Annotated in this window: 13 protein-coding genes; 7 read left to right on the top strand and 6 right to left on the bottom strand. The window is 69.6% G+C overall.

The window, feature by feature from the left end:
- Positions 1-46: 46 nt before the first annotated feature.
- On the bottom strand, positions 47-1552 hold the full coding sequence (locus tag V5E28_RS29235; protein WP_336211494.1) for a CoA-acylating methylmalonate-semialdehyde dehydrogenase: 1506 nt from the start codon (positions 1550-1552) through the stop codon (positions 47-49).
- Positions 1549-2826, bottom strand: a complete 1278-nt coding sequence (locus tag V5E28_RS29240) for an aspartate aminotransferase family protein (RefSeq protein WP_336211496.1) — start codon at positions 2824-2826, stop codon at positions 1549-1551. The genes V5E28_RS29235 and V5E28_RS29240 overlap by 4 nt, the downstream gene beginning before the upstream one ends.
- A gap of 290 nt (positions 2827-3116) precedes the next feature.
- Here V5E28_RS29240 and V5E28_RS29245 point away from each other — a divergent pair, with 290 nt between their 5' ends.
- Both V5E28_RS29245 and V5E28_RS29250 read left to right on the top strand, forming a co-directional pair.
- The gene (locus V5E28_RS29245) at positions 3117-3389 is read left to right on the top strand and encodes a WGxxGxxG family protein (protein ID WP_336211499.1); all 273 of its coding nucleotides are present in this window, start codon (positions 3117-3119) and stop codon (positions 3387-3389) included.
- Between the two features lie 213 nt (positions 3390-3602).
- Positions 3603-4313: an alternative oxidase gene (locus tag V5E28_RS29250; protein WP_336211502.1), complete on the top strand. Its 711-nt coding sequence runs from the start codon at positions 3603-3605 to the stop codon at positions 4311-4313.
- A gap of 16 nt (positions 4314-4329) precedes the next feature.
- On the opposite strand, the gene V5E28_RS29255 is transcribed toward V5E28_RS29250, so the two are convergent.
- Together V5E28_RS29255 and V5E28_RS29260 are read right to left on the bottom strand one after the other, a co-directional pair.
- Positions 4330-4635 (bottom strand): hypothetical protein, encoded by a 306-nt coding sequence (locus tag V5E28_RS29255; protein WP_336211505.1) that lies wholly within the window; start codon positions 4633-4635, stop codon positions 4330-4332.
- Positions 4636-4728: 93 nt separating this feature from the next.
- Positions 4729-6177 (bottom strand): MFS transporter, encoded by a 1449-nt coding sequence (locus V5E28_RS29260; protein ID WP_336211508.1) that lies wholly within the window; start codon positions 6175-6177, stop codon positions 4729-4731.
- Between the two features lie 55 nt (positions 6178-6232).
- Between V5E28_RS29260 and V5E28_RS29265 the strand changes: the two genes are divergently transcribed.
- From V5E28_RS29265 to V5E28_RS29275, 3 genes are all read left to right on the top strand, one after another.
- Complete coding sequence (locus tag V5E28_RS29265) at positions 6233-6934, top strand: TetR/AcrR family transcriptional regulator (protein ID WP_336211511.1); 702 nt, start codon at positions 6233-6235, stop codon at positions 6932-6934.
- Positions 6935-6947: 13 nt separating this feature from the next.
- Entirely contained in the window at positions 6948-8567 is a 1620-nt protein-coding gene (locus V5E28_RS29270) for an AMP-binding protein (RefSeq protein ID WP_336211514.1), read from the top strand.
- A gap of 64 nt (positions 8568-8631) precedes the next feature.
- Positions 8632-10251 carry a PucR family transcriptional regulator gene (locus V5E28_RS29275; protein ID WP_336211516.1) on the top strand — a complete coding sequence of 540 codons (1620 nt, stop codon included), beginning with the start codon at positions 8632-8634 and terminating at the stop codon, positions 10249-10251.
- A gap of 7 nt (positions 10252-10258) precedes the next feature.
- Here V5E28_RS29275 and trpS read toward each other — a convergent pair whose 3' ends face one another.
- Entirely contained in the window at positions 10259-11221 is a 963-nt protein-coding gene (gene trpS / locus V5E28_RS29280; RefSeq protein WP_336211518.1) for a tryptophan--tRNA ligase, read from the bottom strand.
- A 278-nt stretch (positions 11222-11499) separates the two neighbouring features.
- Here trpS and V5E28_RS29285 point away from each other — a divergent pair, with 278 nt between their 5' ends.
- The gene (locus V5E28_RS29285) at positions 11500-12978 is read left to right on the top strand and encodes a phosphodiester glycosidase family protein (RefSeq protein WP_336211521.1); all 1479 of its coding nucleotides are present in this window, start codon (positions 11500-11502) and stop codon (positions 12976-12978) included.
- Positions 12979-13242: 264 nt separating this feature from the next.
- Here V5E28_RS29285 and V5E28_RS29290 read toward each other — a convergent pair whose 3' ends face one another.
- Entirely contained in the window at positions 13243-13704 is a 462-nt protein-coding gene (locus V5E28_RS29290) for an Lrp/AsnC family transcriptional regulator (RefSeq protein WP_336211523.1), read from the bottom strand.
- Between the two features lie 270 nt (positions 13705-13974).
- On the opposite strand from V5E28_RS29290, the gene V5E28_RS29295 reads away from it, so the two are divergent.
- Complete coding sequence (locus V5E28_RS29295; RefSeq protein WP_336211526.1) at positions 13975-14601, top strand: LysE family translocator; 627 nt, start codon at positions 13975-13977, stop codon at positions 14599-14601.
- The last annotated feature ends 416 nt before the right edge of the window (positions 14602-15017 follow it).

Below are 15017 nucleotides of genomic sequence, written 5' to 3' on the forward strand. Positions count from 1 at the left end.
TACCGGCGACGGCGCGGGGAGCTGATCCCTCCCCGCGCCGGACGGGTCACTTGTTGGTGGGGAAGCCGAGGTTCACACCGCCGTGGGAGGGGTCGAGCCAGCGGGAGGTGACGACCTTGCCCCGGGTGTAGAAGTGGACGCCCTCGGTGCCGTGCACGTGCGTGTCGCCGAAGAGCGAGTTCTTCCAGCCGCCGAAGCTGTAGAACGCCATCGGTACCGGGATCGGCACGTTGATGCCGATCATGCCGACCTCGACCTCGTTCTGGAAGCGCCGGGCGGCGCCGCCGTCGTTGGTGAAGATCGCCGTGCCGTTGCCGAACTCGCTGCCGTTGATGAGCTCCAGGCCCTCCTCGTAGGAGCCGACGCGGACGATCGACAGGACCGGGCCGAAGATCTCCTCGGTGTGCACCCGGGAGCCCGCGGGCACCTGGTCGAGCACCGTGGGGCCGAGCCAGAAGCCGGCCGTCTCCGACGCCTTGGCGCCGCCGCGCACGACCGTCTCTCGGCCGTCGACGACCACCTTGGCGCCCTCCTCGACGGCCAGGTCGAGGTAGGAGGCGACCTTGTCACGGTGCACCTCGGTGACGAGCGGGCCCATCTCCGACGCCGGGTCGTCGCCGGGGCCGATGCTCAGCCGCTCGACCCGTTCGACGATCTTCTGCACCAGCTCGTCGGCCACCGGCTCGACGGCCAGCACGACCGAGATCGCCATGCAGCGCTCACCGGCCGAGCCGAAGCCCGCCGACACGGCCGAGTCGGCGACCAGGTCGAGGTCGGCGTCGGGCAGCACCAGCATGTGGTTCTTGGCGCCACCGAGCGCCTGCACCCGCTTGCCGTGGGCGGTGCCGGTCTCGTAGACGTATCTGGCGATGGGCGTGGAGCCGACGAAGGAGACGCCGCGCACCTCCGGGTGCTCCAGCAGCCGGTCGACCGCGACCTTGTCGCCCTGCACCACGTTGAACACGCCGTCGGGGAGCCCGGCCTCCTGCCAGAGCCGCGCCATGAGCAGCGACGCGGACGGGTCCTTCTCCGAGGGCTTGAGGATGAACGCGTTGCCGCACGCGATCGCGATCGGGTACATCCACATCGGCACCATGGCCGGGAAGTTGAACGGCGTGATGCCGGCCACGACCCCGAGCGGCTGGCGGATCGAGTAGGAGTCGACCCGGGTCGAGACGCCTTCGGAGAAGCCGCCCTTGAGCAGGTGCGGGATGCCGCAGGCGAACTCCACGACCTCCAGGCCGCGGGCCACCTCGCCGAGCGCGTCGGAGTGCACCTTGCCGTGCTCGGCGGAGATCAGCGCGGCCATCTCGTCGCGGTGGGCGTACATGAGCTCGCGGAACCGGAACAGCACCTGCGCCCGCTTGACCAGCGAGGCGGCCCGCCAGCCGGGGAACGCGGCCGCCGCCGCGGCGACCGCCGCGTCGACGTCGGCGGCCGAGGCCATCGCGACGGTGCCGCTGACCTCACCGGTCGCCGGGTTGAAGAGCTCGCTCGTGCGGGCGTCGCCGTCGACGAGTGCTCCGTTGATCCAGTGTTTGACTGACTTCACTGAGCTGCCTCTGCGTTGATGGTCTCGAGTGCGTTGACGATGATGCCCAGCCCTTCCGTGGCCTCGTCGACCGACAGGGTGAGCGGCGGGGCCATGCGGATGGCGGTGCCGTACAGGCCGCCCTTGCCCGCGAGCAGGCCCGCCTTCCTGGACTCCTCCATGAACCGCGCGGCCTGCGCGGGGCTTTCGAGCTCCACGGCGAACATCAGGCCCTTGCCGCGCACGTCACGGATGATCGGCAGCCGACCGGCGGCCTCCCGCAGGCCGTCGAGGATGATCTTCCCGGTCCTGGCGGCGTTGGCCTGCAGGTCGTGGTCGAGCACGTAGTCGAGGGTCGCGTTGGCGGCGGCCATGGAGATCGGGTTGCCGCCGAACGTGGACAGACCGACCGCCGGCAGGGCGTCCATCAGGTCGCCGCGGGCCACGATGCCGCCGACGGCGAAGCCGTTGCCCAGCCCCTTGGCGAAGGTCATCATGTCGGGCGTCACGCCGTGGTTCTGGATGCCGAAGAACGCGCTGCCGGTGCGGCCCCAGCCGGTCTGCACCTCGTCGGAGATGAACAGGATGCCCTGCTCGTCCAGCACCTCCTTGTAGGCGGCGAACAGCCCGTCGGGAGCCATCGTGAACCCGCCCACGCCCTGGATGGGCTCGGCGATCAGCGCGGCGACGTCGCCCGCGACGGACGTGGCGAGCACGTGGCGCAGGTCGTCGACGCAGGCCTCGATGTAGTCGGCGTCGGACAGGCCCTTGAACTGGGTCAGCTGCCGGTCCGCGCCGTGCAGGAAGTGCACGTTCAGCGGGGAGAGCGAGTTGTTCTTCCAGGACCGGTTGGAGGTGACGCTGATGGCGCCGAAGCTGCGACCGTGGTAGCTCTGCCGCATGGCCAGCACCTGGTCGCTCTTGCGGGCGTAGGTGGCCAGCAGCAGCGCGGTCTCGTTGGCCTCCGTGCCGGAGTTGGTGAAGAAGACCTTGGCGTCGGGGATGCCGGAGAGCCTGGCGATCTTCTCGGCGAGCTCGACCTGGCCGCGCAGCAGGTAGACCGTGCTGGTGTGCACGACGCCGGTGGCGAGCTGGCGTTCGACCGCCTCGCGCACCTCGGGGACGTCGTAGCCGATCATGTTGGTCAGGATGCCGGCGAAGAAGTCGAGGTAGCTCTTGCCATCGGCGTCGACGACACGGTTGCCCTTGCCGCTGACGATCTCGATGGGCTCGTTGTAGTTGAGGCTCACCCAGTTGGGGATCACTGCCCTGTGGCGCGCAAGAAGCTCGGACATGTCTTGAGTATCCCGGCTATCGGCGTTTGACCCCAACCGCAAGGTGTCGCCATGCGCCCAAATCCTCTTACACACTGTCCACCCACCTCCCCTAATGACTATATGTCCTGTCATCCGGAGCGGGTTCCGGCCCCCGGCGAGGAGGTTTGAGGGAGATTCGCGATGGTATGGCTACGTCTAGCAGCAGATATGGCATATCTCCCCGCTGAGGGGAAGCCTTCTGGAGAACCGTCCAGGAGACGCGACAGGCGGTCTCCGCGGTCGTGAGGCCGCCGGATCGGGGGAACCCAATGCGCAAGACTCTCACGGGCCTGGGACTGGCCTTCTTTCTGACGCTCGCCCCGGCCGCCGCCGCCACGGCGGACACACCGGCCGCACCAGTCGCCCAGAGCCAGGTCAACCCGTCGCCGCAGCCGAACCAGAACCGTGACGAAGGCGGCGGCAACGGCGGTCTGTGGGGCCTGCTCGGCCTGCTCGGCCTGCTGGGCCTGGCTGGTATGCGCAAGCAGAAGAGCCACGTCGGCACGGCCGAGCACATGACCAACCGCCCGCAGCGCCCGTAGGTCAGGCGCATGAACCGGGTCCCCGCACCGGCGAGCCCCGGTGCGGGGACCCGCCACGCCCCCTAGGGGATCACCCGTCCCCCTGAGGACGTACGGAATCCGGCCCGGCTACGCCGCCCGGGGCACTGGAGAAGCCCTCCAGCGGCCGACGACCCGCATGGGCCCGGTCGACCACTATCAGGTCATCGAACAAACGACCTGAGGAGACCGGCCATGACGATCACCACCGACTTCACCGCCTACCGCCGCCCCGAAGCGCCCACCGGCCCGCCCAAGCTCGACCGCGACCAGCTCCGCCGAGCCCAGCAGGACACGCTGGACACCCCGCGGATGGACTACAGCCTGCTGGCGAAGATGATGTTCAAGCCCGTCGACATCCTGTACGGCAAACAGGGCTCCTACACCAAGTTCGCCATGCTGGAGATCATCGCGCGGGTGCCCTACCAGGCGTGGGAGCGGATGGGCTACTGGGCCGTGCACCGCCACGCCGGGCGCTCCGCGCTGGCTCGCAGGGTCTTCGACCGGATCGTGGAGGCCCGCGCCGACCAGGACAACGAGCAGTGGCACCTGCTGATCATGCAGGACCTCGTCCAGCGGTCCGGTCACAAGCAGGGCTGGCTGCTGCACAAGGCCGCGCCCTGGGTCATCGCGTTCTTCTACTACCACGTGTCCTGGGTGCTCTTCCTGGTCAGGCCCGACTGGAGCTACCGGCTGAACGCCGAGTTCGAGGACCACGCCGAGCACGAGTACATGACGTTCGTGGCGGAGAACCCGGACCTGGACTTCGTGCCCGACCCCGGGACCTACGCCGCCGAGTACGGGCGCTACCGCTCGGTGGCCGACCTGCTGCGGCAGATCGGCCACGACGAGCGGACGCACAAGCTCGACAGCCTGGAGAGCATGCGCGAGCCCCGTGTCCGCTGACGCCGCCTGGCAGCGGTCACTCCGGCGCCGAGAGGGCGTCCCGGTCGGACAGATCGGGCGCCTCCTCCTGGCCGAAGGTGATCACGATGTACCGGCCGTTGGCGTAGCTGACCACGGGCCGCCCGAACAGGTCCCCCACGTTGCGGGCGACCCTCTGGAACAGCTCCACCATGTCCGGGGTGTCGGCGCTCACCCTGAACCGCCCGTTGGCCACGAGTTGCTCGGCCACGTAGGGAGAGAAGGCGGCCTCGGCCCGGACCTTCTCGTCCACGCTGAGAGGGGTGCGCCGGGGTGCGGGCTGCGTGCCGAGGGGGTGAGTCATGCCCTTGTCTCCTCCTGATCGGGGCATATCAGCATGCCATCCGCGCCGCCTCCGTGGACCGCGCGGGAACCGCCGGCCGCTCCGGTCACGGCATCAGACGCTCGCGGGCTCGGGGGCGGCGGGAGCCGAGGGCCGGAGCACGGCGAGCGCGAGCAGCGCCGCCGCCACGCAGAACCCGGCCCCCACCCACGAGCCCAGGTGCATGGCGCTGGTGAACGCCTGCTTGGCGGGCTCCACCAGGCCGGGCGTCTGGAACGCCACGCCGATGGACTCCCTGGCCGCCTCGGGAGCGCCTTCGGGCATGGAGGCGGTGAAGACCCCGGCCAGCACGCTGCCCAGGATGGCGATGCTCATGGCCAGGCCGACCTGCTGCACGGTGTCGTTCATGGCGGAGCCGACGCCCGCGTACTCCAGGGGGATCGCGTTCATCAGCGAGGCGTAGGCCGAGGGGCCGGCGAGCCCGCCGCCCACGCCCATGACCACCAGGGCGACGAGTAGCGGCAGGTAGCCGGTGGTGGTGGCCATGACGGCGAAACCGCCGGCCATGACGACCAGTCCCGCGCTGATCAGCGTCCGGTTGCTGACCTTCTGCCCCAGCCCGGCGCCGACCCCGTTGAAGACGGCCGCCGCCACCGCGTACGGCAGCAGAGCCAGTCCGGCCCGCATCTCGCCGTACCCCAGGACGAACTGCAGATACTGGGTCAGCATGAGCATCACGGCCCCGGCCCCGAACGACATCAGCAGGATGGCGAACGAGGCCCCGCTGAAGTTGCGGTTCCTGAAGAGCTGGAGCGGCAGCATCGGCTGGTCGGACTTGCGCTCCCAGAGCACGAAGGCGGCGAGCGCGATCACCGCGACCGCGATGACGACCGGGTCGAACTCGCGCTCGATGATCACGTAGACGGCCGCGGTCAGTCCGATGACAGACAGGATCACGCCCACCGGGTCGAGCTTGCGCCCGGCGCTGCGGGTCTCCGGCATCAGCACCACCGCGGCCGCGATCGCGACCAGCGCGATGGGGATGTTCATCAGGAAGACCGAGCCCCACCAGTAGTGCTCCAGCAGGAAGCCGCCCAGTGTCGGGCCCACGATCACGCTGACCATCGCCACCCCGCCCCAGATGGCCATGGCCTTGCGGCGCTCGGCCTCGTCGAAGACGGTCATCAGGATGGACAGCGTCGAGGGCATCATGATCGCCCCGCCGACACCCATCAGCGCGCGGGCGCCGACGAGCTGCCACGGCTCGGTGACGAACACGGCCAGCAGCGACGCGCCGCCGAACAGGGCCAGGCCGATGATGAGAAAGAGCCTGCGGCCGTAGCGGTCCGACAGGCTGCCCGCCGTCAGCAGCAGCCCGGCGAAGGCGAGCACGTAGGAATCCAGGATCCACTGGATGTCGGACGGCGTCGCCCCCAGGTCGCTGATCAGCGAGGGGATCGCCAGGTTCAGCACGGTGCCGTCCACGGACAGGACCAGCAGCGAGAGGCAGAGTACGGCGAGTGTCCACCAGCGACGGGGATCTCGCACAGCGTTCGAGTTCACTCGCACACCGTACGACAAGGCTCGTACAGTGTGCGAGTGCATTTATCCTGAGGGTGTGACCGGCAAGCAGTTCACCTCCGTCTGGACGCGCGAGCCCCGCCCGGCCAGGTCCCCTGGCCGCAGCCGCGACGAGATCGTCAGGGCGGCGGTCGAGCTGCTCGACGCCGAGGGCCTCGACGGTCTCAGCATGCGCAAGCTCGGCGCCAAGCTCGGCTCGGGCGCGACGAGCCTGTATTGGTACGTGGCCAACAAGGACGAGTTGCTGGAGCTGGTCTACGACGAGTTCTGGAGCGGGATGACGATGCCGGATCCCGCCGAGGCGAGCTGGCGCCACGCCGTCGGGGCCTTCGCCCGCGGCCTGCGGCAGCTGATCCTGCGCCACCCCTGGTCGGTCGGGCTCATCGGGCGCACGCCCGCGCTCGGCCCCAACGCCATGGGCATCACCGACTCTCTCCGCCGGGCCTTCAAGCTCGCCGGCTTCGCCGGCCTGGAGATCGACTACGCCAACACCGCGCTCACCGCGTACGTCTTCGGCATGACCATCCCCGAGGTGGCGTGGAACCAGGCGGTGGCCGAGCACTCGTTCGACCGGGCGAGCATGGTCGAGGCGGTCGCCACGGCCGCCGCCGACTACCCCGAGCTGGCGAAGGTCATCCAGGAGGCCGAGCACGCCGATCCGCTGGCCGTGCGCGAGATGGCGTTCAGCTTCGGGCTCGCCTCGATGCTCGATGGCCTTGAGGCGCGGCTGGTGACGTAGCAGGATCCGGAGCATGAGCGATTTCCGTGCGGCCCGCGACTTCCTGCTCGACGCCGACTACGACAGCGCCCGCAGGGACTTCCGATGGCCGGAGCTGGCGGAGTTCAACTGGGCGCTCGACTGGTTCGACGGGGTGCTGGCCGCCGAGACCCCCGACGCGATCGCGCTCAAGATCACCGGGAAGGTCTCCTATACCTTCTCCGAGCTGTCCGTACGCTCCAACCGGGTGGCCAACTGGCTGCACGAGCAAGGAGTGCGGCGCGGCGACCGGATCCTGCTCATGCTGGGCAACCAGGCCGAGCTGTGGGAGTCACTGCTGGCCGCCATGAAGCTGGGCGCGGTGGTCATCCCGGCCACGACGTTGCTGACGGCCAAGGACATCACCGAGCGGATCGAGCGCGGCGACGTCTCACACGTGATCGCCAACGCCGCGGACGCGAGCAGGTTCGAGGGCGGGCCCTACACCCGCATCGCGATCGGCGACGCCTACGGCTGGCTGTCCTACCACGACAGCACGCAGGCGCCCGAGCGGTTCGTCCCCGACGGCCCCACCCGGGCGGGCGACACGTTGCTGCTCTACTTCACCTCGGGCACGACCTCGCAGCCCAAGCTGGTGGAGCACACCCACGCCTCCTATCCGGCCGGGCACCTGTCGACCATGTTCTGGATCGGCCTGCGGCCAGGCGACGTGCATCTCAACGTGTCCTCCCCCGGCTGGGCCAAGCACGCCTGGAGCAACGTGTTCGCCCCCTGGAACGCCGGCGCCACCGTGCTCATCCACGACTACACCCGCTTCTCGGCGACGGGACTGCTGGAGGTGCTGCGCGACGAGCGGGTGACGACCTTCTGCGCGCCGCCGACCGTGTGGCGGATGCTCATCCAGGAGGACCTGTCAGCGTGGAAGCTGCCGCTGCGCACCGCGGTGGCCGCCGGAGAGCCGCTCAACCCGGAGATCATCGACCAGGTGGCCAAGGCGTGGGGCCTCACGATCAGGGACGGCTACGGCCAGACCGAGACCACCGCCCAGATCGGCAACGTGCCGGGCGAGCCGGTCAGACCGGGCTCGATGGGGCGGCCGCTGCCGGGCTACGACATCGTGCTGCTGGACGTGGAGACCGGCGAACCCGGCGACGACGGGGAGATCTGCCTTCCGCTCGACAACCGCCCTATGGGCCTCATGTCCGGATATATCGCGGGATCGGGTGAAGCGATGAGAGACGGGCACTACCACACGGGCGACGTCGCGACCCGGGACGCCGACGGCTACATCACCTACGTGGGCAGGACCGACGACGTCTTCAAGGCCTCCGACTACCGCATCTCGCCGTTCGAGCTGGAGAGCGCGCTGCTGGAGCACGAGGCCGTGGCCGAGGCGGCCGTGGTGCCCGCCCCCGATCCGGTGCGGCTGGCCGTACCGAAGGCCTATGTGACGCTCGCGCCCGGGTTCGAGCCGGACGAGGCGACGGCGCGGTCCATCTTCGAGCACTCGCGGCGCGAGCTCGCCCCGTACAAGCGGCTGCGCAGACTGGAGTTCGGCGAGCTGCCCAAGACGATCTCCGGCAAGATCCGCCGCGTGGAGTTGCGCGACCAGCCGGCCGGCCGCGAGTACCGCGAGGACGAGCTCTTGAAGTGATCTCTGGCACTGTGTCAGGCAGCACTGGTCCGTTCTTACAGATTGATCGGATAGGCTCGGCCACGTGCTGCCCACCATCGCCGACATCCTCGCCCTGGAGAGTGTTCGCCGGGGCAGCCCGCGTGTGGTCGCGGGCGCGGACCGGCTGGACACCAAGGTGCGCTGGGTGCACGTCGGCGAGATCGCCGACATCGCGCAGTTGCTGCGTGGCGGCGAGCTGGTGCTCACCACCGGCGTCGCCCTGCCCGACGACCCTGACAAGCTCGCCGACTACATCGCCGGACTCTCCTCCGTCGGCGCCTCCGGGCTGATCGTCGAGCTGGGCCGCCGGTTCGTCGGCGAGCTGCCCCGCGCGGTGGTGAAGTGCGCCGAAGAGCAGGGCCTGCCGCTGATCGTGCTGGCCCGCGAGACCCCGTTCGTGCAGATCACCGAGGCCGTGCACGCCCGGATCATCGACATCCAGCTCGAGGAGCTGCGCGCCTCCGAGCAACTGCACGAGGTGTTCACCGAGCTGTCGGTCGAGGGGGCCTCCCCCGCCGAGGTGCTCGCCCAGGTGGCCAGGCTGTCGGCCCGTCCGGTGCTGCTGGAGAACCTCGCCCACCAGGTGCTGGCCTGCGAGTCGGCGGGACGCGACACCGGCACCCTGCTGGCCGGCTGGGAGACCAGGTCCCGGGCGGTGGCGCCGGCGGAGCGCACCGCCTACGACACCGCGTCCGGCTGGCTGGTCACCACCGTCGGCGCCCGCGGGCAGGACTGGGGCAGGCTGATCCTCCTCTGCGACGCCCAGCCCTCGCCCCGCGACCTGGTGCTGGCCGAGCGCGCCGCCACCACGCTCGCCCTGGGCCGCCTGCTGGAGCGCCATCAGGAGTCACTCGAGCGGCAGGCGCACGGCACGATCATCACCGGCATCCTCACCCACGCCTACGCCGACCCCGACGAGGCCGCCGCGCGCGCCAGGGCGGTGGGCGTGCCGCTCACCGGCCGCAAGCTGGTCAGCGTCGTCATCCGCCCCACCGACCCGGTCGAGCAGGCCCTCGACGGGCAGGCGGAGCTCGGCGAGCTGGCCGAGGCGACCGCCGCCGCCTGCCGCGACGCCCGGCTGCCCGCCCTGGTGGGCGCGCTCGACCAGGACCGGGTGGGCGTCCTGCTGCCGCTGCCGCCGCGCACCGGCGCCGAGCCGGCGCTGACCGCGCTCTCCGAGCGGCTGCGCGCGCTGTGGAAGCCGGGCGCGGCGTTCGTGCTGGCCTCGGGCTCGGTGGTCGAGTCCATCAGGGACGTACGGCGCAGCTTCCTGGAGGCCGAGCAGGTGGCCGACGTGGCGGTGCGCCAGCCGGACGGCAGGCCCTACTACCGCCTGCCCGACCTGCGCCTGCGCGGGCTGCTGCACCTGCTGCGCGACGACGCCAGGTTGCAGACGTTCGCCGAGCGCGAGCTGGGCGCCCTGCTGGCGCACGACGCGCAGCGAGGCGGCGACCTGGCCAGGATTCTGCGCATCTATCTGGACGCCGGCCGCAACAAGGCGGTGGCGGCCCAGAAGGCCCACCTGTCGAGGCCGGCCTTCTACGACCGGCTGCGCCGCCTCGAACGCATCCTCGACACCGACCTCGACGACGTCGAGTCCTGCCTGTCGCTGCACGTGGCGCTGCTGGCCCTGGAGTCCTTCCGCCGGGAGAGCAGCCGCTGAGTCCCGGCTAGAACCTCATCGCCTCCCTGACCTCGTCGAGTGTCGTGATCGCCCGCTCGCGGGCCCGCCGGTTTCCCTCCTCCAGCACCGCATGGGCCTCCGCCTCGGTGTGCTCGCGCCGGCGTGCCCTGATCGGGCCCAGAAACTCGTTGACGGCATCAGTGACCAGGCGCTTCAACGCGGCGGCGCCGCCGTACCCGATCTCGTCCGCGAGCTCCCGCTGTGGCCGTCCGAGGCACAGCGACGCAAGTGTGAGCAGGTTGGCCACCTCCGGCCGGCCTTCCTCGTCGAAGGTGATCAGCCGCTCGGAGTCGGTGCGCGCCCTGCGGATCAGCGCCGCCGTCTCGTCCTCGGTGGCCCTCAGCGGGATCGCGTTGCCCCTGCTCTTGCTCATCTTGCCGCCGTCGAGCCCACCGAGCAGCGGGCGCTCACCCAGCATGGCTTCCGGCACCGGAAAGATTTCTCCGTAGCGCTCGTTGAAGCGCCGCGCCACCAGCCGCGCCATCTCCAGGTGCGGCAGCTGGTCCTTGCCCACCGGCACCAGCGTGCCCTTGCAGAACAGGATGTCGGCCGCCTGGTGCACCGGATACGTGAACATCAGCCCGTTGACCGCCTGCTGGCTGCTGTGCGCGATCTCGTCCTTGACGGTCGGGTTGCGGCGCAGCTCGGCCACCGACACCAGGCTCAGGAACGGCAGCAGCAACTGGTTGAGCTCGGGGATCGCGCTGTGCCGGAAGATCGTCACCCGCGCCGGGTCGAGCCCGACCGCCAGATGGTCCAGGAGCAGTTCGGTGATGTTCCGCTGGATCTCCCCCGGCAGATCCCTGTCGGTGATCACCTGATAGTCGGCGATCAGCACATACATCGGGTACGTGCCCTGCAACGCGAGCCGATTGGCCAGCGAGCCGAAGTAGTGGCCGAGATGGAGCGGCCCGGTCGGGCGGTCTCCGGTGAGAACGACGTGGTCCATTTCGAGGTCCCTTCCTCAGGTCATGCCGCCCTGAGGGAACCCACGCGCAGTGGCCGCCCCGAGGACGGCCCGTGCATGCGAAAGTCAGCGGCCGTCTCGCGGCCACCACCACATGCACATGCGTTTCATGGACCCGATTGTAGATGGTTCGTCAAAGTTGCCACCGTAAGCGGGTGTCAATCTCGTAACCACTCCTACCGTTTCGCGTGTTTCGCTGCCTTGGCGACCTTGATCTCGTCAGGATAGGGCCGGTCTGTTTTCCGCCCTCTGGAGTTTTCATGTCTCGACGCACCCTTGTCGTCGGCCTGGCCATGGCCGCGACGCTCACGGCGACCGCCGTGCCAGGCGCCGCCGCCGAGGAACAGGCGGCGGTGAAGTTCCCGTCGACCAAGTTCCCGCTCGGCGTGCGGCCCGTACCCACCAAGACCGTGACCGGCGTGACGCGGGGCGTCGACCTGTACGACGTGAAGGCAGGCTCGTCCACCGACGGCTACACGGTGACCGTGCTCATGCCGAGCGGGCGTGACTACGGCTCGCTGCCGACGGCCGAGGCCAGGCTCGCCGAGGTCGAGGCCGCCGGAGAGACAGCCAGCCTGCAGAAGGTGGTCCGCCCCAAGGTCGCCGACGCCCCCGCCCAGGAGGTGTACATGGTGCGCGTCGGCCTGTGGTCCTTCAAGGACAAGGCGAAGGCCGACAAGACGGCCAAGAAGCTCAAGGACGCCGGGCTGAAGGTGAAGACCGACTACCTCGGCGACGACGGCCTCAAGACCACCGGCCCCTGGGACGTCAAGGTCGTCATGATCGACTCCAGGTCGTTCCGCGGCACGTACGCCGCCTCCCTCGGCACCAGCGTCGCCAAGCGCGAGACCGTCTCCTCGATGGCCAAGGCGCGCGGCGCCGTCGCCGCCGTCAACGGCGGCTTCTTCAACATCCACACGGCCAAGGAGCTGAGCGGCGAGCCCGTCGGCGCCTCCGTGGTCGCGGGCCGGCTGCTCAGCGAGGCCGTGCCCGGCCGCGCCGCGGTGGTCCTGCGAGGCCGTACGGCCCGCATCACCGAGCTGAAGTCGACCATCACCGCGATCTCCCAGGACGGCGCCAGACTCCCCGTGACCGGCGTCAACCGCGCCGCGGCCGCCGACGAGCTGGTCCTCTACACCGAGGAGTACGGCGCCAAGACCCCCGCCGACGACGGCGCCGACGTGGTCCTCGACGCCAACGGCAAGGTCGTGACGCTGCGCGCCTCCGGAGCCGCGGTGCCCAAGGGCATGCGGGTCCTGCACGGCTCCGGCGCGGCCTACGACTGGCTGAACGAGCACGCCTGGGAAGGCTGGACCGTCAAGGTCGACACCAAGCTGACGGACCTGCGCACCCGCAGGACCCTCAAGCTCACACCTGACCTGCATGTGGTCGCCGGCGGCGTCGGCCTCGTCCGCAACGGCAACGTCAAGGTCACCGCCAAGCGTGACGGCCACGACTCCATGAACATGATCCTCCGCCGCCACCCGCGCACCCTCGTCGGCACCACCCGCAACGGCAGCCTCATCCTGGCCGCCATCGACGGCCGCCAGCCGGGCGTCACGGTCGGCGCCAACTTCGTCGAAGCGGCCCAGTTCATGCGCTGGCTCGGCGCCACCCAGGCGATCAACCTGGACGGCGGCGGGTCGACGGCCATGGTGGTAGGCAACAAGGTGGTCAACCGGCCCGCCGACGGCAGTGAGCGCGCGGTGGGCGACGCCCTGCTGGTGCTGCCGAAGTAGCCCAGCCGGACGCGAAGGCCCCACCGGGGCCTTCGCGTCCCGGTGCGCACGTCCCGGCACCGCCTCCTGGTGCCCGCGCCCGGGCGCCCACGCCCAGTTATCGTGTCCCGGTGCGGTGTCCCGGTGCGGTGTCCCGGTGCGGTGTCCCGGTGCGGTGTCCCGGTGCGGTGTCCCGGTGCGGTGTCCCGCGGCCAGGTCAGAGACCGCAGCATTTCCCGCCACGCGGGGGGAATCCATCGCTCTTGAGGGCCCTGCCCGGGCCGGTCATCTCCGGTTGATGGGGAGTCCCAGATCGGGTTTTATCGCCTTCATCGCCAGATGTGAGGTGAGCTGCGCGACCCCTGGGAGCCCGGAGAGCACATCCGAGTAGAAGCGCTCGTAGGCGGGCAGGTCCGCAACTGCCACTCGTAGCAGGAAGTCCGGATCTCCGAACAGCCGGTGCGCCTCGATCACCTCCGGCAACATCGCGACCTGGCGCTCGAACTCGGCCACGGTGTCACGGTCCTCGTACCGCATCACCACGGTGACGAACGCCTGGAACCCCCGCCCCACGGCGTCACCGTCGAGCAGCGCCCGGTATCCCCGGATGACGCCCGTCTCCTCCAACTGCCGCACCCGGCGCAGGCATGGCGACGGCGTGAGACCAACCCTGTCGGCCAGCTCCGTGTTGCTGAGACGCCCATCCTGCTGAAGCTCATGCAGGATTCTGCGGTCAATCCTGTCCATGACGCAACATCCTGCCAGGTAAGCGCTCTAGCCGGCAGTAATAGACCATCGCGTGCCAACGCCTAAGAGCTACGGTCGAATCACCGGCACACATCCGGATCGCGTACCTCCGCCCGGCCATCTCTCGATGAAGGGACAACCAGCGATGGAGGGGATGGCCAAAGCACCTTCCGCCCACCCCTTCCTCCGATTTGGACGTGAGCACGACACATCGCCCCAGAACCCCATCCGCACATGCCAGAACCCCATCCGCACATGGAGGTGAACCCCATGGACACCCATCTGCTGGTGATCTTCCTGGGCGTCGACTTCCTGCTGATCTTCACTCCTGGCCCCGACTGGCTGTACCTGGTCGCCCGCGCGATCGGTCAGGGCCGCCGCGCCGGGCTGATCTCCGTCGCGGGCATCTGCTCCGGATACGCCACACACACCGTGCTCGCCGCCGCCGGACTGGCTGCCGCACTCCAGGCCATCCCCGGCGCCCTCCCGATGGTCCGTTACGTAGGCGCGGCCTACCTCGTCCTCCTCGCCGTGCGGACCCTCCTGACACTGCGACGTTCGAACCTGACGCTGACCGACCTCCAACCGGCCTCGAACTGGGCAGTGCTCCGGCAGAGCATGTTGACCGCCCTCCTCAACCCCAAGGGCCTGCTGCTGTACCTGTCGCTGATGCCGCAGTTCATCACCGCCGGGACCGGCGTACCGATCGGCTTCCAACTCGCTGTACTGGGATTGCTCCACGTACTCAACTGCGGGCTCGTGTATGCGCTCCTGGCACTCGGCGCCGCCAGAGCCGGCCGCGCGCTCACCTCGACACCACGAGCAGCACGCCGCGTGACAGCAGTGTCGGGAACGCTCCTACTGGCGGTAGCCGCCGTCACCCTCGGCTCCCACTGACTGAGCCCACTGAGCCCACACGGATATTCGAGCACGGAAAGCAGCCGGCCCCTGACCCGGAACGCAAAAGGGAAGGCTTCCCGCAGTGACGCAGGAAACCCTCAATAGCACCGGCAGCGCAACCGGTCGCAAGAGGACCGGCTGCGCCCGCCGCATTGGAAAACAGACGGCTCTCCGTCCCGGAACGCAAAAAAAGGGGGCTCCCCGCGGTGACGCGGGAAACCCCCAATAAAGCTGCAGCATACGCCGGCACGAAAGCCTCCGCAGTACTCCGGCACCAACCCCGAGCCCGGCCGTGCAGGCGCGTGAGGTCCGGCGGTACCCGGCACAAAAGGGTCCGGGCTGTCCTAGCACCAAACCCCAGATAGGGGCACATATGCGTGAGGGCCCCGACACAGGTGTCGAGGCCCTCACGA

This window comes from Nonomuraea sp. LPB2021202275-12-8, assembly GCF_037044575.1.
In the GTDB taxonomy this organism is placed as follows: Bacteria; Actinomycetota; Actinomycetes; order Streptosporangiales; family Streptosporangiaceae; genus Nonomuraea.